Raw genomic sequence first — 19,165 nt, 5'->3', positions numbered from 1 at the left:
TAAAATTTATATTCCCTTGAGCAGCAAAAAGATTGCCAAAAGCAAAGATTCAATTTTGCTTGATGTGGATGGAATGAAGTGCGGAAGTTGTGTACAAGCAGTTGAAAAAATACTAAAAAGCCACCCAAGTATAAAAGATGCAAGCGTTAATTTAGTTACAAAAACGGCATTTATAGAAATAAAAGAACCTAATAATAACTTGACTGATGTAATTCAAACTCTTACATCTAAGGGTTTTCCTTCAAGTGAAAGAGATTATCAAAAAATTTCAAACAATCTCGAATTAGAGTCAAATGAAAATCAAAGTTTATGGAATAAATGGCGACAACTAATAATCGCCACGTCATTACTAATCTTGTCTGGCATGGGACATTTAGTAGAGGGTCAAAAATTATCTATTCCACTTATTGGGTTATTACCATTTCATGCTGGACTGGCAACATATGCATTACTCGGCCCGGGTAGATCGATCTTAAAAGCAGGCCTAAAGGCAGCAATAATTTTCACACCGACTATGGATACCTTGGTGAGCCTTGGGGTGCTGAGTGCTTACCTAGCAAGCATAACTGCTTTAATTTGGCCAGAAGTTGGTTGGCCATGTTTTTTCAATGAACCAGTAATGCTACTTGGATTTGTTTTATTAGGTCGTTTTTTAGAGGAAAGAGCAAGAGTCAAAACAGGAACTGCATTGAAAGAATTAGCAAAATTACAACCCGAAACAGCCAATCTGATTTTAGAAAACAATGAAATCCGTGAAATCAGAATAGGTGCACTAAGACCAGGAGAAAAGATTCAATTATTAGCTGGAGATAGAATTCCAGTTGATGGTTTGGTCATAAAGGGAAATTCAGCTATCGATGTATCCAGTTTAACTGGCGAATCTTTACCTCTAGAAGCTTCACCAGGAATCGAACTACCTTCTGGGAGCCTTAATTTAGAGTCAACCATTACTTTAGAAGTTCAAAAGATTGGATCTGAAACGGCAATAGCCAAAATAATAAGTTTAGTCGAAGAAGCCCAAGCTAGAAAAGCACCAATTCAGGGCTTAGCTGACAAGGTTGCAGGAATATTTTGCTACGGGGTAACAACTCTTGCTTTAACAACTTTTCTTTTTTGGTGGAAAATAGGTACCAGGGTCTGGCCAGAAGTTTTAGAAGTCTCTAATACAGGTTTAATGCAAAGCCATCATTTGCATAATCATTTAATGAATACACCTCAAACACCCATTGGGCTCTCATTTCAATTATCAATTGCTGTTTTAGTTGTGGCCTGTCCATGCGCCCTGGGGCTTGCCACCCCAACTGTAATTACTGTTGCCTCTGGGGAAGCTGCTAAACGAGGCTGGTTGTTCAAGGGGGGGGATATCATAGAAATGGCATCAAAAATAAGTCAAATAATTTTTGATAAAACAGGAACGCTCACAATTGGAAGACCCTTAGTTATTGGCTGCTGGGAATACAAAGAATCAACAAGAAATCTCATGCTCAAAGTGGCAGCAAGCATTGAACAAGATAGTCGCCATCCTCTCGCTCAAGCAATTATTCAAGAAGCACATCAAAAAGGAATTAAACTAGAAAAAGTAACATCATCTACTACTTATCCAGGAAGAGGCTTAGCTGGCAAAATTAATAATTTTGAAGAACTGATAAGAGTCGGAACACCGGAATGGATAAAAAGTGAAGGAGTTGAATGGAATGAAAACATTGCAAACAATTTCAAGCTTTCAACAAGCAAAGCTCAATCAATAGTGTCAGTTGCTATGGGGAGTAAATTATTAGGTTTTTTCTTGATTGATGACCAAATAAGAAAAGATGCTTTCCTTTCAATTAACAAATTACGCTCAAGAGGTTTTTCATTGAATTTATTCAGTGGTGATAGAGATTCCGCAGTTTTATCTTTAGGGAAAAAATTAGGATTTAGTGCAAAACAAATTCAATGGCAAATGCTACCTGCAGACAAACTAAATAAGTTGAACTCATTAAAAAACAATGGTTTTGTTGCGATGATAGGTGATGGGATTAATGATGCTCCAGCACTTGCCGCTGCAGACTTAGGTATAGCGATAGGAACAGGAACGCAAATAGCACAAGATTCTGCAGATCTTGTGCTGCTTGGAGAAAACTTGGAGGCAATTCCAAATGCTTTACAACTATCAAAACAAGCAATGCTCAAAATAAGACAAAACCTTGTCTGGGCATTTGGATACAACTTGATTGCTTTACCAATAGCAGCAGGATTACTTTTACCATCCTATGGGTTATTACTATCTCCTCCGCTTGCGGCTTTACTTATGGCTTTGAGTTCAATAAGTGTTGTATTTAATGCTTTATCTTTGAAATCAAAATGAAAGGAAAATTTATTGTTATTGAGGGTATTGATGGCTCTGGTAAAACCACTCAAATCCATCAATTATCGCAATGGATTCTTGGCTCTGAACTTATTCCTGAAAAGAATCAATTGGTCGTAACTAGAGAACCAGGAGGAACTAAATTAGGAAAATCAATTAGATCGCTTCTACTAAATACTTCTAAAGAAAAAACACCTTATTCTATTACTGAGCTGTTACTTTATGCAGCCGACAGAGCACAACATATAAATGAAATTATTCGACCATCTTTAAATAAAGGAGATTGGGTAATAAGCGATAGATTTTGTGGCTCCACAATGGCTTATCAAGGTTATGGAAGAAAATTAGATATCGAGCTAATTCAAGATCTCGAAACTATTGCAACTCAAGGTATTGTTCCAGACATTACATTTCTATTAGACCTACCTGTTGAAGAAAGTATAAAAAGAAGAATAAATAGAATAGATGATCGAATGGAAAAAGAGGGGAGAGAGTTTTTATCAAATGTATCTTTAGGCTTTAAGAAATTGTCTGAAGACAGAAAATGGAAAAAAATATCTGCATTAAACTCTAGAGAAAAAATCATGTCCGAAATTAAATCTGAGATAAAGAAATTAATAAAATGAATGATTTCAAAAATATATATGGTCAAGATTTAGCAATTCAAATTTTAAAAGCTTCTGTTTCTAAAGAACATATTTGTCCAGCTTATTTATTCTCTGGACCAATGGGGGTTGGAAGAAAAAAAACTGCAAAAATATTTATCCAAGCTATTCTTGACAAAAATTCCACCAAAGAAAGTACAAGAAGAAAAATTGAGAATAATAATCATCCTGACTTATTATGGATAGAGCCCTCTTACATAGTGCAAGGTAAAAGTATTTCTCAGAAAAAAGCAAAGTCAGAGAATATAAGCATGAAATCAATTCCAAAAATAAGGTTAAATCAAATTAGAGAGATAATAGAATTTTTGGGGAAAAAGCCACTTGAAGCAGATAGAAGTATAGTAATAATTGAAGACATTGAGAGAATTAATGAATCTGCATCAAATGCATTATTAAAAACTCTTGAAGAGACAAATACAGGGTTATTTATTCTTATTACTCAACGACCAGAGAAATTATTATCAACAATCAAATCAAGATGTCAAATTGTACCATTTGTTCGCTTACATGATGAGCAAGTAAATAATATTATTCAGAAATCAGAAGTTGCTCAAGAAATAAATAATATTCCTAGTGAAGAAATTAAAGAATTAATCGATTTTTCATATGGATCCCCTGGACAATATCTAATAAATCTTCAAAACTGGTTCAACATCTCATGTTCGTTAAGACAAAAGTTAAATATAAACTTAACTAATCAAATTGAGTTATTAAAGTTAGCTAAGGAAATCACGGATGAACTAAATATAGATAAACAGCTATGGTTAATTGATTTCCAACAAAATAGAATTTGGAGAAAAGAAAAAAATTCCGGTAAGATTGAAATATTAGAAGACTTAAGAAAACAATTATCTAGTTATGTGCAACCAAGATTAGCTTGGGAAGTAACTTTATTAGATATAAACTTACTTAATTAAGCAATAACCCTTTCATCAGTATTATTTTTATTAGAGCGAGATTCTCTGGTCTGAGTTATTAATGGTTCAATCTCCTTGATTTTTTCGCCAGTTGGTAGTTCCAAGCAATATCCTGCACCATAAACAGTCTTAATGAATCTAGGTTTTCTAGGATCAGGTTCAAGCTTCGTTCTTAAATGTCTTACATGAACGCGAATAGTTTCAATATCATCATCAGGTTCATAACCCCAAACTTCTTTTAGAATTAATGAAGGTGCAACCGTTTGCCCATGTCTTTGCATTAAACAATGGAGCAGTTCAAATTCCAAATGAGTCAAACGGACTGGAGATTCGAACCATATAGCCTCAAATCTTTCAGGAACAAGTGTCAGAGGTCCATAATTTAGTATTTCAGGCTGATTATTACTTCCTAATGGAGCACGATTAGTTCTTCTTAACAAAGCCTTAATCCTGACTTGTAATTCCTCCAAGTCAAAAGGTTTTGTTATGTAATCGTCTGCTCCAGAATTGAAACCTGTTACTTTATCTTTAATTCCACCCAATGCAGTAATCATAAGGATAGGTATACCGGCTGTTCTCTCATCTCTTCTTAATCGTTGACAAAGAGTTAAGCCGTCAACTTTAGGAAGCATTAAATCAAGAAGAATTAGATCAGGCGCGTACTGCAAAGCAAGAGCTTGTCCCTTAATACCATCCTCAGCTTTCTGTACATCAAAACCAGTGTGTTCAAGATGCCCTGCAACCAGGTCTCTCATGTCCTGGTCATCTTCAATTAGTAAAATGCAAGGCTTCATTAATAAATGCCCAAGTTTTAGAAAGTACCCGCAACAGAGCGACTACAAAATATTTTTATGATTCTCTCAAAATTTTGTTTTTAGTGCAGAATTCCAAAATTTCATTTTCGACAAGATAATCGGCCAGATAACTTGCTATAACTGATTTTTCATGTGTTTAACAAAGAAAAAATGTTTTACTGTCTTTAGAAAGTCTTCCGATTCGAGGGTGCTTCTGTTAAGGATCTCTAAAAACTGCTCTCAAAAATGTTCATAAAATAAGTACTTTTGGAGTGCATATTGAGATTGGATAGCTGAAAAATGGTTCAAGAAGCCTGAAAATACTAAAAAAAACTTCTCAGGCATTAAACATTTGATTTCATTTGGTTTCATTTGAAAACACCTTTAGCAAAAGTTGATTTGATTATTTTTCTAAGACTAGATTTCTAAATCTAATGAAAGATTGTTTTCAGTTCTGCAATTTTCTTCCTCAACATATACATCCTTATGAGAGTGTTGAGATATTTTTCTTCAAATCTTGCACAGTTATGTAAGTTATTTTTATCTCTTGGAAAGTAAATCTAATCAAAGATTTATTGAATTAAGTGGTTATAAGAAGAAGTTTGAATATTATTATTTCTGTATTAAATCAAAAACAAAACATATTCGCTCATCTGAGCTTTCAAAGGGAATAGTTTGATGAAATAAAGAAGAAGGGAAAATACAAATGTCTCTAGTTTCTATTTTTTTAATAGTTAAATTAAAATCTTTTTGTTTACTCGGGTACCTAGGACCTTGGTAGCTAAAAGCTATGTTGCCTGAATCATTATCATTTTTATTATATTTTGGAATTTGAAGGTAAAAACTACCAGTAATCCATCCATATTCATGATTATGGCTCTTCAGAAATCCACCACTTTTCATACTGATCATCCATGAACGAAGTTCATAATCTCTTGGCCAATTTTTAATAAACCCCTGCCCGCTATCTTTAAAATGATTTTTGTAAATTTCAATCTTTTCTATTAATACTTTTTTCATTGATTGGATAAATGGAAAATCCAATGTAAATAAATTGCCAGAAGTTTGAAATCCTCCTTCGAGGGATGGTTGACTTCTCATATTTGTTTTAGAGTTTTTTGTGAAAGAAATTAATTCGTTTAAGTAATTTTCGGATAACGATTCTTCATTAATTTTATCTATTAAAACATAGTTAATTGCCTTATTACAAAAAGGTGATTCGTATCTTTTTTGGTAAATAATATTTGCATGCTCAACGATTGCTCCAATATTGGCGTTACAAACACTCTTCTTAGATATTTCTTCATACTTCTCATTAAATTCTTTTTCTCTTTCAAGAGATAATAAACAACCAAGATATAAAGTTTGAGATGAATTAGATTTGTTTTTACTTAGATATTTTAATGCTAAGTTGTATTTTTTTTCAAAGCATAAATGATGAGCTAAAGTTATAAGTGCTGATTCATTATTAGGCTCTAATTGAACTGCTTTTTCCCAATGGAATATAGCTTCATTACGTTTTCCAAGCATCTCTAGAATAACCCCTAGATTGTCATGAGCTTCTGAAAAATTAGGTTTTAGTTCTATTGCTTGGCGTGTGGATAGTTCTGCTTCTTCTGATTTGCCAAGATCTATCAAAATGTTTGATAGATTGTAATATGCATCTGCGGAATCAGGTTTAAGTTCTATTGCTTTGCGTGTGGATAGTTCTGCTTCTTCTAATTTGCCAAGATCTTTTAATAGACCTCCTAAATTGGAATATGCGTCTGCGAAATCAGTCTTAAGTTCTATTGCTTTGCGTGTGGATAATTCTGCTTCTTCTAATTTGCCAAGATCTTTTAATATGCTGCCAAGATTAGAATATGCCATCGCGTAATCAGGTTTAAGTTCTATTGCTTTGCGTGTGGATAGTTCTGCTTCTTCTAATTTGCCAAGATCTCTTAATATGCCTCCATAATTAGAAAAAACTCTTTGATCATTGAAACCCAAATTTATACACTGCTGATAATATTTTGCCGCCTCTGCAACATTGCCTTGAGAATGAAGCTTGAGTGCTTGTTGAATTAATTGCTCTTCAGAACATTTAGGGTATTTACTAGTCGTAAAAGTAATGTTTTCTTTGTTGTCTCTGAAAGGCAATGGAACTGAGAATGTTTTTACTTCAGTCACTTTCTTTTTTTCTTGCTCTTTCTCTCCAAACTCGTTCATCTCATAAATACTTCAAGATAAAAATCCTACTACTAACTCATCAATTTTTCTGAAACTACAAGTTGATGAATTTTCTCAGGTAAATAGAGCCAAGAAGATTTGGAAAGTAGCTTATTTAAAATAATTTGTCAAAAGGAAGAGGGAGAATTGACTTTTCCAGAATGATTCCTTCTGACTAATACTGAAAGCTAAGTTCCGCGCAAAAATCCTTCATAGAAAGGAAAAACAACGCTTTTCCATGAAGAGACCTGATGAGGTCTCTTGAATGCTTCTGACTGTTTCTAAAAACTCCCCGGGCGGGATTCGAACCTGCGACCAATCGGTTAACAGCCGATCGCTCTACCGCTGAGCTACCGAGGATTACAACATTACGAACTTAACCTTGCTAGCTACCTAAGAGCAAGTCATTTTAAGTCTTGGAACACTTTAGACCCAGAATTCCACTTACTAATGTGTCCATTTTTAAGTATTGCAGCCCCATCACAAAAAAGTAATTCTTCCAAACGATGAGTCACCCATATTGCAGTAATTGGATTAGCTGACGAACTTGTCAATTTCTTCACAACTTTCAAAACTGAATTTTGGCTTTGAGGATCTAATAGTGCTGTGGGCTCATCAAGTAACAGTAAATTTGAATTGCTGACAATTGCTCCAGCAAGAGCTAAACGCTGCTTTTGGCCACCACTTAAAGTATGAATAGGTCTGTCCAGCATTTCTCCTAAATCCACTTTTTCAAGAGCGGCGTGAATTAATTCAAATAAATTGATGTGAGGAATAGTTTTAGGAACACTAAGCATCAATTCACTTTTACATGTTGGCATGAGTAATTGATGATCTGGATTTTGATAAACCATTGATGGTCTTAGCGAACACAAAATTTTTCCGCTTTTGGGACGAACTACTCCACTAATCAATCGAAACAAAGTACTTTTCCCACTTCCGTTTTCACCCACTAGCATCCACAAACCCGGTTTTGCAATTGAAAATGAGCATTGATCAATAACATTGACTCCATTGGGCCAAGAAAAAGAAACTTTCTCGAATTCCAAACCGCTAAACCCAGTTGGTTTCAAAATTGAATCACTCCTATTTGTGGTTAATTCTGAAATGAGAATCCAGGCCTTTTACTAGTACTACTACTAGTTTTTTCGTAAATCTGCACAGCTGTAATTTCACTCACAACAACTGTCATTCTTTTATCTTCGACTTTTTCACAAGTCAACTCTAAAAGCTTTTGATTACCTTTTTGAAGAGAATCTACAACTTCAGAGTAAAGCCTTTGAGCATCTACATGCTCTTTTCTCTGTACTACCAAAGGCATCGGACTTAATTTAATAGTAAGCTCAATACAATACACTTTTTAGAAAACCCTTATAACTTGATAATTCTTACAAATAAAAGCGGAAGAAGTGAAAAATATGTTAAGAATAATATTTTATTTAATCATTACATGTATAAAGATCCCAATCATTAGTTTTCTTAATTGCATTGCATTTAGTTTGATTTTCTTCGTCAAAAGTTTTGATTTGTTTTTGTGCATACCAATTTAAACTTGGTCGCTCAAAACTATTTTTAATAAAAATTTGTTGATCAGGGAAGTTAGATATAAATTCGGCTACAGGCCTTACATCCCAATTCTCATTTATTTCCCATAACCAAAACTTAGAGCTAACAAAAAAGAATAAACCAATTATGCTTCCAAAAATCATTCCAATAAAACCAAATTTTCTAATATTCTTTCTTGAATTAGATAATAATAATCCACCAATAAACCAAGCCGAACTAATAGAAAATATTGCATTAACGTAACCTTCTTCAAAATTGATAATATTTAATTTAACTAACAAAGAAAACACACATAGGCATATTCCAATGAAAGATAAAATATAAGGAATTTTTCTTAAAATTTTACCAGCAAAAATATAATCATTATCCTTTCTTTTAATTAACCAAGATACTGGGGGGCCACATACCAATGCAAAAGGCAACCAAAATGGATGAACATACCAAGGAAGTTGCATTTTTAGAGGTAAAATACTTCCTGCAATAATTACCTGAGTACTAAACGCCCAAATACCCCAACGAGTATTAAGACTCAAGCATGCCCACAAAAAACCAATTGGCCACAGAAGAACCCAAGGCCAACCGCCTTCAAAAATTTCAATTATTGGTACCAGAACTCCTAACTCACTACCTGAGCCTTTTTCAAATAAAACTCTTCCTGCTCCATCGCCCCACCACAACCAGAAAGCTCCTGAACCATATGAAACAATGTTCCATATATGCCAAGCAAAACCTGGAATTGCTCCATAAAAGAACCAGGACCATGAAAGATTATTAAAATATTTTTTTGATTTATATTCCCAGATTAAAGGTATTAAAGATGCAAGTAGTGCAGGAATAATTACAGGAGCTTTAAGTAATAGCATAAAACTGCATGCAAAACCAGCTCCTAAAAAATTAAATTTAGTAGACCTATGATTTTTTATTGATGATAAGCAAAACCATAAAAGTGCAATAGCACTCAGCTGCGTTCCATCCAACATTGCCATTCTGCCAAATCTAATAATTGGCAATAAAGTCAATAATATTGCTGATGTAGTAATACACGCTATTCGATCTTTAGGGCGCAAATTCCACTGAATCAGGCCACCCAATGGAATAACAAAAGTAGAAAAAAGTGCAGGGAAAAATCTTATACAAAACTCAGAAGGTAAGTAATCAAAACTATTTTGGAAGTTTCGATTAATTCCTATAGCAAAAGAGATTATCCAGTGCAATCCAGGGGGTTTATTCAAATAGGGCTTATCCCAGATTGAAGGAAGCAATCGTTCTAGTCCACTTTTTTGGTTTAATTCCAATGCAACTCGTGCGACAGTTGCTTCATCAAAATCTCTTAAAGGCAAATTTCCAAGAGAGAAAAATACAATCCCACAAGCTATGGTCCAAAAAAGAAAAATCCATATAATTGGGGGCTTATAGTTGTGGGAAATGCTCTCGGTCAATATCAAAAAATTATTCCATCTATTTATATCTCTAAAAGACCAAGAAAGCTTTTGAATCACAAATTTTCAAGCATTATTAAAAAAGAATTGAATTATTAAATAACTTTTGCCTCGAAACTGATTCAAGTTTTTAAAATAAGATCATGCCAATTGCTAATGACATAACTTATTTAGTTGGCCAAACACCTTTGGTCAAACTAAATCGATTGCCTAATGAATTTAAATGCAGAGCGGAAATTATAGCCAAATTAGAAAGTTTCAACCCGACAGCATCCGTAAAAGACCGCATAGCTAGCGCAATGGTGCAATCAGCGGAAAAAGAGGGCACCATCAAACCTGGACATACTGTTCTTATTGAACCAACTAGCGGAAATACAGGTATTGCATTAGCCATGGTTGCGGCAGCAAAAGGTTATCGGCTCATCCTTACAATGCCAGACACAATGAGCACAGAGCGACGCTCAATGTTAAGAGCATTTGGAGCAGAGCTTCAACTAACTCCTGGCAAAGAGGGAATCCAAGGCGCTATTCAGCTAGCAAAGGAATTAGTAGCTTCCATACCTAATGCCTATTTGCTTCAGCAATTCGATAATTCATCCAATCCTGAAATTCATGAAAAAACTACTGCTGAAGAAATTTGGGAAGATTGCGAAGGCAAACTTGATGCATTAATTGCTGGAGTGGGAACAGGAGGAACAATCACAGGTTGTGCCAGATTTTTAAAACAAAAAAATCCACAAATCAAAATTTTTGCTGTGGAACCTTCATCAAGCCCTGTTCTCTCAGGAGGGAATCCTGGATCTCATGCGATACAAGGCATTGGTGCTGGTTTCATTCCTAAAGTATTAGATATGAATCAAATTGATGAAGTCATAAGAATCAAAGATACTGAAGCTATGGACATAGGAAGAAGACTGGCCAAAGAGGAAGGATTGCTAAGTGGTGTCAGCAGTGGTGCTGCAGTAGCCGCTGCTTTAAAAGTAGGGAATCAAACTGAATTTGAGAATAAACGCTTGGTTGTCATCCTGCCTAGTTTTGGCGAAAGATATCTCTCAACAACTATGTTTACTTCCATCCCCGCAAACCCAGTAAAAGGGAATGAATACCTCTAAGAAATAAATATTCAATCAACCATGAATAAAGACCCATATAAAATATTGAAAGTTCATCCCAGCGCAAAACTAGAAGAGATTAAAAAAGCATATAGAAAACTTGTAAAAATACATCATCCAGACAAAGGAGGAGATTCAGCACTAATGCTCGAAGTAAACTCAGCATGGGAAATTTTAAAGAAAAAACATAAAGATCTTAATTTTAAAAAAGATAGTACTTCAAAATTTTATAATCAGAATGAATACAAAAGAGAAACTAATAATTACTCTAAATCTGAAGATATCAAAAAATGGTTTAAGGATATATACCTTCCTATTGATAAATTATTAGGACAAATCATTAATCCCTTAGGATCAAAAATAAGAGATTTATCAGCTGATCCTTATGATCAAATATTAATGGATTCTTTCTGCTTATATCTTGAGAAGAGTAATCACAAAATAACTAAGATCAAAAAAATTTATACATCTTTTGCAAGTCCTTCAATCATAAGAGATTTCAGCCTAGATCTCTATCATTGCTTATCACATGTTGAAGATGGTCTGAATGAATTAGAACGCTATACAATGGGCTATGTAGACAATTATCTCCATGATGGAAAGGCAATGATAGCCATTGCTAAGAAAAAAAGAAAATTTTTACAAAGCAATAAAAAAGAATGGCTTATATTATAATTTAACCTTTATTAATATGAGATTATATGATCAGAACTTATCCAAACATCAGGGACTGGTCTTCTCCACCTAACTTGACAATAATCACCTTTAATCAATAATACTTCACCAGGCCCTTGAAAAATATATTCAGGTAAATTAGTGTCACTTGCTTTAGATTCTAAGCTATTAGAATATTTTTCACGATCAACTTTTACAAGATCTCCTTTTCTGAATTTCTTATTTATCTTTGGAGGTGATTGTGAATCATCTACTTTTCCGATTGGTTCAGGCATTTGAAATAATTAATAAAAAAGGCTAATGACTTATTCAAATATTTAAATCAAGGATAGCAGTTAAAACAAAATGGTGAAAATCGTGTGATTAATTAATTGCGAATTCCATACTGCAAATATTCTTGATTAATCAACACCATCAGTTAATCAAAATCCCTCTAAGCTAATCAAATCTAATTAGAGAAATCATGAAATTACTTCTTACTGGATGCACTGGTTTTATCGGAAGAGAATTAATTCCTTTGCTAATTAAAGAGGGTCATAGCCTCACAGTCATATCTAGACAATCCAAAGGAAAATTAAAATCCATAGCTAATACACCAAGCATCAGTCTCATACAAATGAATCCAGCTGAATCTTCGTCTTGGAATCAAGAAGAAATTCAAAACTCTCTTAAAAACTGCGAAGGGGTTATAAATCTTGCTGGCGAACCTATTGCTGAGAAAAGATGGACTGAAGACCACTGTAAAGAAATTACAAATAGTCGCATAAAAACAACAAATAATCTGATTGAAAACCTTCGCAAACTCAAAAAAACACCAAAAGTTCTTATTAATGCATCAGCAATTGGTTTTTATGGCTCTCACCCTCAAACTGAATTCACTGAAAAAAGTATGCCGGGTGATGATTTCTTAGCAAATTTGTGTAAAGAATGGGAATCTATTGCAAACAACAAACCAAGAGCAACGAGACTGTTAATTGTAAGAATTGGGATTGTATTAGCTAAAGATGGAGGAGCACTTGGGAAAATGCTTCCCATATTTAGAGCTGGTCTTGGTGGTCCAATAGGAGATGGAAAACAATGGATGAGTTGGATACATAGAACAGATCTTTGTAATCTTATTAACGAAAGTTTGAAAAATTCTTCTTGGTCAGGTGTGATCAATGGGGTTGCAACAAATCCTGTAAAAATGAATGAGTTCTCTAATTCACTTGGTAAAGAACTTGGCAGACCAAGCCTTCTAGCAGTTCCTGGGCCAATATTAAAGTTAATTTTAGGAGATGGAGCTCGTGTGGTTTTAGAGGGACAAAATGTACAATCTCAAAGATTTAATCAACTCAAATTTAAATTTAGTTTTCCTACAATCAATGAGGCTTTTAAAGAAATATTAACTTAAAATTTTCAATCGAATCTATTAGTAACTCAAAGGTCTAACCAACTTTTTATTTTCAGTAAAGTCTTCCAATTAGGTTTTCGTGAAAGACCATCTTCAAATGATTCTTTTAATTCTTTTTCTAATTCAGGGAGAACAAACATAGCTCTTTTCACATAATCAATATGATCTCTAACTCCCTTAGAATTGGTTTCTAATAATGCAAGACTTAAATTGATCCTTGACTGTGGATCTTGACCATTGAGCTTCACTGCATACCGTGCGGATCGCAAGGCTTCCTGTGGAGTATCACATAGCAATTGCAACCATGACAAGCATGTCCATGCAGCAGCATTATTTGGAGTAGAAGAAGCTATTTTCTGAAAATCTTCAATCAATTCCTCTGCGGGGGAACCAGCTTTATAGCGATTTAGAGCTTCCTCAAAAAGACTTTCCTCTGATTGATCCATTGTTAATTTAAAAATTCTTTTAGTTAAAGTTAAACTGCAAATGAACTGCCACAACCACAAGTTTGTGATGCATTGGGATTAGTAAAATTAAAACCTCCACCAATTAAATCTGTACTGAAATCTAACTGCATACCATATATATATAAAAGACTCTTGGGATCACAAATCACTTTAAACGAATTGCTACCTACAGAATATTCATAAACTTCATCATCTTTTCGAATATCATCATCGGAAACAAAGTCCATTGTATAACTCATACCACTGCATCCTCCCGAGCGAACTCCAACTCTCAATAATTTACCTGAGCCTTGTTCTTTACAAAGTTTAGACAACTGATCCAATGCAGGAGTGGTAATAAGTACTCCCTTGCCTCCTTCAGCTTTATGAGTTTTTGGCGGCGCGTTTGATTCACTCATTGTTGTTTTCTGAACTTTAATAACACTCTATTAATTATATTCGATTTTAAAAGTGCCAAAAAAGAGTTTTTATTCATAGAGTTAGTGTATCCATCTAATGAACCGAGTGAAAATCGCAATAATAGGTGCAGGTTTAGCAGGATTGACTGCTGCAGTTGACCTTGTTGATGAAGGACATGAAGTCGACCTATATGAAGCAAAACCATTTATGGGAGGCAAAGTTGGAAGCTGGGAAGATTCCGATGGCAATCATATCGAGATGGGTTTGCATGTGTTCTTTTTCAACTATGCAAATCTTTTTGCATTAATGAGAAAAGTTGGGGCATTTGAAAATCTTTTACCAAAAGACCACACTCACCTTTTTGTTAACAAGGGTGGGGACATTAAATCACTTGATTTTCGATTTTTTGCAGGAGCTCCTTTTAACGGCTTAAAAGCCTTCTTCACTACACCTCAATTAAATTGGATTGACAAACTAAGGAATGCTCTTGCTCTTGGAACAAGTCCGATCGTAAGAGGGCTTATTGACTACGAGGGTGCGATGAAAACAATACGATCACTTGATTCTATAAGTTTTAAGCAATGGTTTCTTAACCATGGAGGAAGTGTAAATAGTATCGAAAGGATGTGGAATCCTATTGCATATGCGCTGGGATTTATTGATTGCGAAGCTATTTCTGCAAGATGCATGCTTACCATCTTTATGATGTTCGCTTCGAAAACAGAGGCATCCAAGCTCAATCTATTAAAGGGCTCACCCCACAAATGGCTCACCAAGCCAATACTCGATTACATTGAACAAAGAGGCGGAAGACTTCACTTAGAGAATATTGTTAAAGAAATTCATTCCGAGGATTCTGACAAACCATCTGTTACCGGATTAACCCTTCAAACTCCCGAGGGTCAAAAAAAAATTCATGCAGATAAATATCTAGCTGCTTGTGATGTGTCTGGAATAAAAAGAATAATTCCTAGATCATGGAGACGTTTTAAAGAATTTGACTCACTTTTCAAACTTGATGCTGTTCCAGTAGCAACTGTGCAACTTCGATACGATGGCTGGGTAACAGAGATCAAAAATCAACAAGCTCAAACAAACCTAAAAAGTCCATCTGGTTTAGACAATTTGCTATACACAGCCGATGCTGATTTTAGTTGTTTTGCAGATTTAGCTTTGTCAAGCCCAGAAGACTATAGAAAAGATGATCAGGGCTCACTACTTCAATGTGTTTTAACCCCTGGAGATCCTTGGATTACCAAGTCCTCAGATGAGATTGTAAAACATACTGATTTACAGGTCAGGACACTTTTTCCGTCTTCAAGAGGTTTAAAGCTTTTATGGAGCAATGTGGTCAAGGTTTCTCATTCTCTCTACAGGGAGGCACCTGGAATGGAGCCATATAGACCAGATCAAAAAACTTCTTTTAATAATTTCTTCTTGGCAGGCAGTTACACAAAACAGGACTACATTGACTCTATGGAAGGAGCAACAATGAGCGGACATCTTGCTGCTTCAGCAATGCTCTCAAAGTCTGTTTCACTAGCAAAAAATTCTTCGGTTGCTTAAGAAATGGGAAAGTGGCTTGATCACACCGTAATCAGTGAAATCCATGCTCCAGTTGCACTTGTCTGGAAGTTTTGGAGTGATTTAGATTCAATGCCTTTGTGGATGACATGGATTGAGTCAGTTAAGACAGTCGACGAAAAGACCTCGACACTTCCAGATTTAACGGAGTGGACATTGGCAGCCAATGGCTTTCGTTTTAAATGGAAAGCTCAAATAACAGAAAGAATAGAAGCAGAGAAATTGGAATGGAAATCAGTTGGTGGTTTACCTACTAAGGGTGCGGTACGTTTTTATAGTGAAGAGAGCTCTAAGACTATAGTTAAATTAAAAATATCTTATGAATTACCTCAAGTTTTAGCAAATCTAATGAAAGCAAATATTCTTGGAGGAATGGTCACAAAAGAATTACAAAAAAATCTTAACAGCTTCAAAGAACTCGTAGAAAAATCAACATAAATTCAATTAAAATTTAGTTCTAGACAAGCTTGTAATAATCCTTCCAAATCATGCGGAATAGCCTCTTTATCAGGTTTTTTAATAAGATTTTTACAGCTAATAGTTGTTTGTGGCCCAATCGAAACAAGTTTAATCTTTTCAATCAATTTCAACCAATTCTCACCAAAGTATTTTTTAAATAAGCTGACAGTATTGATTACTGTTTTACCACTAGTAAAAGCTATAATATCTATTTCGCCTTTATTCAAAGCATCTATAGTCTTTTGAGGTATGTCTTTAGGACAAGAAGATTCATAAGCAGCTACTTCAGTAACCTCTGCTCCTTTTAATTTGAAAGAATCATACAATATTGATCTGCCGCCGGTTTGTACCCTTGGAATAAATATTTTTAAACCTTTTTGATTCTGAGGGAAATATTCAACCAAGCTATCTGCAACAAAACTAGGAGGAACAAAACTAATCTTTGCATCCATATCTGATAACAAAGAAGCTGTTTTTCTTCCTACAGCAGCAATTTGAATAATCTTAGAAGTTTCCGACAAAGACAAGCCTATTTCTTTCATTCTATCTTCAACATTTCTAACACCATTTGTGCTGGAAAAGATAATCCAGTCAAAGGTAAGAATTTTCTTTAAAGCATCATCTAAAGGAGTCCAGTTGTCTGGGGGGCCAATCACTAATGAAGGAAGATCGAATACCTCAGCTCCATTTTTCCTAAAGATCTCACGAGCCTCTGAAGCCTGTTCTTGGGCACGCGTAATAATTATCTTCTTGTCGGTTAAAGCCATTTCTGAATGCTTCAGTCATAGGTAGTCTAAAGAATAACTACGCAGTCTTTAAAAATAATAGGGTTTTTCTTGAATACCAATTTCTTGATTAAACAATTTTCACTCTGTAAATTCTATAATTGATTTTTTATCAATTTGCTTTTGTTCTATTTTTGATTGAAAAATTCGACTTAAAATTTGATTTTGTGCTTCCTCTGCTTGACTAGGACTATAAGCCAAAGGAATAGATTCATGAATAGTTTTTTTTATTTTATCATATAAATATGGACATCCATATATAATAATTCCTGATAATCTTTCCTCTATTTCTAAATTCTTGATAGCGTCTATCCATTGATTATTATGATAATCTATTCCCATAAAGGGCTTGCCTCTTATAAATAGCTGAAGAAGTATTTTACCATTACCAAATAGCCCCAAATCTAAAAATCTTTTATTAGTTTTTTGCCATGGACTGATACCAATTGGATGTATAATTAAATTTTTAAAACCTACTGCCTTAGGTAAATCTAATGCAGGAAAAAATTTATTAGATACTTGATCAAAATTATCAATTTGTATAAGGTTAATATCATTAACTTCAGCTTTTATAGTACTTTCTCCTCTGACAAAAATTGAATTTTCTATTATAGAGTTACTAAATCTATAGGCATCCAATGAAACTTGATTCTTAATATCTTCATCCTTCAAGTCTTCTTTTTCTAAATCATTTTCATTACGAATTAAATCAAGTTGTTTTTTCCTTCTATCTCTAGATACATGTAAACTTTCTAAAGAAAATTTTTCTGAATAAAAAGCATCAGTAAGAGAATCAATTGCCTCATCGATATCTTTTGGCATCATAATCAAGTCAATTCCTGCATCAAATGCCATGACTGCAGAAATACCACTACTATATTTATTAGATATTGCATTCATCACTAACGCATCGCTTACGACTAAACCATCGTATTTTAATTTGATACGCAATAAATCAGTAACCAGTCTTTTTGAAAGTGTTGCAGGATAAATAGGATCAATCTTTGAAAAAAGTAAATGTCCGATCATGACACTACTTACTCCTTGATTGATTAAAGATTTAAATGGAATTAACTCAAATTTCTCTAATTCAGATAAGTCATTCTGTATTTCTGGCAAATCCAAGTGAGAGTCAACTTCAGAATTTCCATGACCAGGAAAATGTTTCGCACAAGTCAGCATTTTTGATCTAAAAACACCCCTATGAAAAGCACAAGTTAAACTTTTTACTGTTTCAGGTTCTTCTCCCCAAGCTCTTATATTTATAACCGGGTTATTTGAATTGTTATTGATATCACAGACTGGAGCTAATAGCCAATTTAAACCAATATTTTTTGCTTCTTTACCAGTAAAATATCCTATTTTCTCAGCAATAGAAATTGCTAAATTATGATCTTTTTTATAAATCTGAGCGATACCCATTGGAGGAATAAACTTTGTTCCTCCATAAAATCTTTGACCAACTCCTTCCTCAATATCAGCACATAAGAGAAGAGGTTTACTAGACCATGTTTTTAAGATATTGCAACGAATTTCTAATTCTTTTACAGTTCCTCCTAAAAGAATAACTCCACCAACACCTTCTTCTAAAAGTCTCTTAAGATTGGAATTAGATTCTTCTAAGTTAGGATACAAACGTTGCGAATCAAGATTAAATCCACTTGCTCTAACTATAAATAATTCAGCAACTTGTCTTCTAAGATCAGATTTATTCATCAAAAATATTGATTAATCTATAAGTCTTTACTTTTACGTTCAAGTTCTAATGAATTGAGAAGATCTAAAACTGCAGGACCTTTTGTCATACCTGTATCAAGCTTAAAAACAAGCTCAGGAGATCGTCTCATTTGAAGCCTTCGAGCAAGCTCAGCACGAATAAATCCCTTGGCTTCCTCTAAAACAACTAGAACTTCAGCTTTTTCTTTCTCTTCGCCAAAAAGACTTACAAAAATTTTTGCATGCTGTAAGTCACCTGAGACCTCAACAGAGGTAATGGTAATCATGGCTTTATGAATTCTTTCATCTCTAACCCCATTAACTAAAAGTTCACTAATTTCTCTTTTGAGTAAAGCTGCTAATTTTTCTACTCTTCTTGAAGTAGCCATATCTAAGTAATTGGTACAGGGAAAGCCATAGCCTTTAATAAGAAAATTATTGTCAGAAGTCCACTTAACAAAGCCCCAACAAGAGCAATCGCTGTGATCGGATTACTACCTCGTTTAATTAATGGAGAAATTGCAGCAGTGAAAACCCCCAAAACTATTGTGATGAGATATTTGGGATATCTAGAAACATTAGAAAAGAACTCACCCATTTTTCACCAACAAAAGACTGAATTAATAGCTACTCTGCTAA

The 19,165-nt window shown here is 34.3% G+C and carries 20 protein-coding genes and 1 tRNA gene; 8 read left to right on the top strand and 13 right to left on the bottom strand.

The window, feature by feature from the left end; genetic code table 11:
- The first annotated feature begins 16 nt into the window (after positions 1-16).
- Genes SIB53_RS04740 through SIB53_RS04730 form a run of 3 tightly spaced genes read left to right on the top strand, consistent with a single transcriptional unit; the run spans position 17 to position 3,929 of the window.
- Entirely contained in the window at positions 17-2,347 is a 2,331-nt protein-coding gene (locus tag SIB53_RS04740; RefSeq protein ID WP_413679045.1) for a heavy metal translocating P-type ATPase, read from the top strand.
- Positions 2,344-2,973 carry a dTMP kinase gene (tmk, locus tag SIB53_RS04735; RefSeq protein WP_413679044.1) on the top strand — a complete coding sequence of 210 codons (630 nt, stop codon included), beginning with the start codon at positions 2,344-2,346 and terminating at the stop codon, positions 2,971-2,973. The genes SIB53_RS04740 and tmk overlap by 4 nt, the downstream gene beginning before the upstream one ends.
- Positions 2,970-3,929, top strand: a complete 960-nt coding sequence (locus SIB53_RS04730) for a DNA polymerase III subunit delta' (RefSeq protein ID WP_413679043.1) — start codon at positions 2,970-2,972, stop codon at positions 3,927-3,929. Before tmk ends, SIB53_RS04730 begins: the two co-directional genes overlap by 4 nt.
- Here the strand turns inward: SIB53_RS04730 and SIB53_RS04725 are convergent.
- The 6 genes from SIB53_RS04725 to SIB53_RS04700 form a co-directional block, all read right to left on the bottom strand.
- On the bottom strand, positions 3,926-4,723 hold the full coding sequence (locus tag SIB53_RS04725; protein WP_413679042.1) for a response regulator transcription factor: 798 nt from the start codon (positions 4,721-4,723) through the stop codon (positions 3,926-3,928). The genes SIB53_RS04730 and SIB53_RS04725 overlap by 4 nt on opposite strands.
- 612 nt (positions 4,724-5,335) lie before the next feature.
- Complete coding sequence (locus tag SIB53_RS04720) at positions 5,336-6,931, bottom strand: tetratricopeptide repeat protein (protein WP_413679041.1); 1,596 nt, start codon at positions 6,929-6,931, stop codon at positions 5,336-5,338.
- A 288-nt stretch (positions 6,932-7,219) separates the two neighbouring features.
- Positions 7,220-7,291 (bottom strand) — tRNA-Asn (locus SIB53_RS04715).
- Between the two features lie 44 nt (positions 7,292-7,335).
- Complete coding sequence (locus SIB53_RS04710) at positions 7,336-8,004, bottom strand: ABC transporter ATP-binding protein (protein ID WP_413679040.1); 669 nt, start codon at positions 8,002-8,004, stop codon at positions 7,336-7,338.
- Between the two features lie 23 nt (positions 8,005-8,027).
- Positions 8,028-8,288 carry a hypothetical protein gene (locus SIB53_RS04705; protein ID WP_413679039.1) on the bottom strand — a complete coding sequence of 87 codons (261 nt, stop codon included), beginning with the start codon at positions 8,286-8,288 and terminating at the stop codon, positions 8,028-8,030.
- Between the two features lie 82 nt (positions 8,289-8,370).
- Entirely contained in the window at positions 8,371-9,996 is a 1,626-nt protein-coding gene (locus SIB53_RS04700; protein WP_413679038.1) for an ArnT family glycosyltransferase, read from the bottom strand.
- Between the two features lie 83 nt (positions 9,997-10,079).
- Here SIB53_RS04700 and cysK point away from each other — a divergent pair, with 83 nt between their 5' ends.
- Complete coding sequence (gene cysK / locus SIB53_RS04695) at positions 10,080-11,048, top strand: cysteine synthase A (RefSeq protein WP_413679037.1); 969 nt, start codon at positions 10,080-10,082, stop codon at positions 11,046-11,048.
- Between the two features lie 21 nt (positions 11,049-11,069).
- Positions 11,070-11,723, top strand: a complete 654-nt coding sequence (locus SIB53_RS04690) for a J domain-containing protein (RefSeq protein ID WP_413679036.1) — start codon at positions 11,070-11,072, stop codon at positions 11,721-11,723.
- A gap of 11 nt (positions 11,724-11,734) precedes the next feature.
- Here SIB53_RS04690 and SIB53_RS04685 read toward each other — a convergent pair whose 3' ends face one another.
- Positions 11,735-11,998: an NAD(P)H-quinone oxidoreductase subunit O gene (locus SIB53_RS04685; protein WP_413679035.1), complete on the bottom strand. Its 264-nt coding sequence runs from the start codon at positions 11,996-11,998 to the stop codon at positions 11,735-11,737.
- Positions 11,999-12,186: 188 nt separating this feature from the next.
- On the opposite strand from SIB53_RS04685, the gene SIB53_RS04680 reads away from it, so the two are divergent.
- Positions 12,187-13,116: a TIGR01777 family oxidoreductase gene (locus SIB53_RS04680; RefSeq protein ID WP_413679034.1), complete on the top strand. Its 930-nt coding sequence runs from the start codon at positions 12,187-12,189 to the stop codon at positions 13,114-13,116.
- 26 nt (positions 13,117-13,142) lie between these two features.
- Here SIB53_RS04680 and SIB53_RS04675 read toward each other — a convergent pair whose 3' ends face one another.
- Positions 13,143-13,562: a tetratricopeptide repeat protein gene (locus tag SIB53_RS04675; protein ID WP_413679033.1), complete on the bottom strand. Its 420-nt coding sequence runs from the start codon at positions 13,560-13,562 to the stop codon at positions 13,143-13,145.
- Between the two features lie 29 nt (positions 13,563-13,591).
- The gene (locus SIB53_RS04670) at positions 13,592-13,981 is read right to left on the bottom strand and encodes a HesB/IscA family protein (protein ID WP_413679032.1); all 390 of its coding nucleotides are present in this window, start codon (positions 13,979-13,981) and stop codon (positions 13,592-13,594) included.
- A 106-nt stretch (positions 13,982-14,087) separates the two neighbouring features.
- On the opposite strand from SIB53_RS04670, the gene zds reads away from it, so the two are divergent.
- A complete protein-coding gene (zds, locus tag SIB53_RS04665) occupies positions 14,088-15,548 on the top strand; it encodes a 9,9'-di-cis-zeta-carotene desaturase (RefSeq protein ID WP_413679115.1) in 1,461 nt (486 codons plus the stop codon).
- Between the two features lie 3 nt (positions 15,549-15,551).
- On the top strand, positions 15,552-16,004 hold the full coding sequence (locus SIB53_RS04660; protein ID WP_413679031.1) for an SRPBCC family protein: 453 nt from the start codon (positions 15,552-15,554) through the stop codon (positions 16,002-16,004).
- Positions 16,005-16,006: 2 nt separating this feature from the next.
- Here the strand turns inward: SIB53_RS04660 and SIB53_RS04655 are convergent, their stop codons facing one another.
- From SIB53_RS04655 to SIB53_RS04640, 4 genes are all read right to left on the bottom strand, one after another.
- On the bottom strand, positions 16,007-16,792 hold the full coding sequence (locus tag SIB53_RS04655) for a uroporphyrinogen-III synthase (RefSeq protein ID WP_413679030.1): 786 nt from the start codon (positions 16,790-16,792) through the stop codon (positions 16,007-16,009).
- A 99-nt stretch (positions 16,793-16,891) separates the two neighbouring features.
- Entirely contained in the window at positions 16,892-18,526 is a 1,635-nt protein-coding gene (locus tag SIB53_RS04650) for a glycoside hydrolase family 3 N-terminal domain-containing protein (RefSeq protein WP_413679029.1), read from the bottom strand.
- A gap of 17 nt (positions 18,527-18,543) precedes the next feature.
- The gene (gene rbfA / locus SIB53_RS04645; protein WP_413679028.1) at positions 18,544-18,915 is read right to left on the bottom strand and encodes a 30S ribosome-binding factor RbfA; all 372 of its coding nucleotides are present in this window, start codon (positions 18,913-18,915) and stop codon (positions 18,544-18,546) included.
- A 2-nt stretch (positions 18,916-18,917) separates the two neighbouring features.
- On the bottom strand, positions 18,918-19,124 hold the full coding sequence (locus tag SIB53_RS04640) for a DUF751 family protein (protein ID WP_413679027.1): 207 nt from the start codon (positions 19,122-19,124) through the stop codon (positions 18,918-18,920).
- Positions 19,125-19,165 lie beyond the last annotated feature (41 nt).

The sequence above is a fragment of the Prochlorococcus sp. MIT 0916 genome, assembly GCF_047305155.1.
GTDB lineage: Bacteria > Cyanobacteriota > Cyanobacteriia > PCC-6307 > Cyanobiaceae > Prochlorococcus_B.
The sequence above is the reverse complement of the archived record's forward strand: the minus strand, read 5'-3'. Positions and strand labels throughout refer to the sequence as shown.